At 49.4% G+C, this 241-nt stretch carries 1 protein-coding gene; it reads left to right on the forward strand.

What is annotated here, in order from left to right; translation table 11 throughout:
• Positions 1 to 241 (forward strand): hypothetical protein (locus Q4528_RS15715; protein WP_303522654.1); only part of this gene is annotated, 241 nt, incomplete at both ends.

Raw genomic sequence — 241 nt, forward strand, 5'->3', positions numbered from 1 at the left:
GGCTCAGGCTTGGAATGCGGCCTTTCCTGACCTTATGGCGATGAGCTTTGAAAAGCTGATTCAGGCGGGAGATATTGTTGCTGAATTCAACCGGCTTTTGGGCATCCCGGTCGACGGTTTAGAGCCGGTATCACGCGCAAATGAGGGAATGCCTGTCGACTTGGTTATACTCAAACGAACTCTGCATCTTAAGAAAACGAATCGGGATGAACTACGGAGCATGCTTGAAAAGTTGGAAAGC

It is taken from the genome of Staphylococcus pasteuri (genome assembly GCF_030547725.1).
In the GTDB taxonomy this organism is placed as follows: domain Bacteria; phylum Bacillota; class Bacilli; order Staphylococcales; family Staphylococcaceae; genus Staphylococcus; species Staphylococcus pasteuri.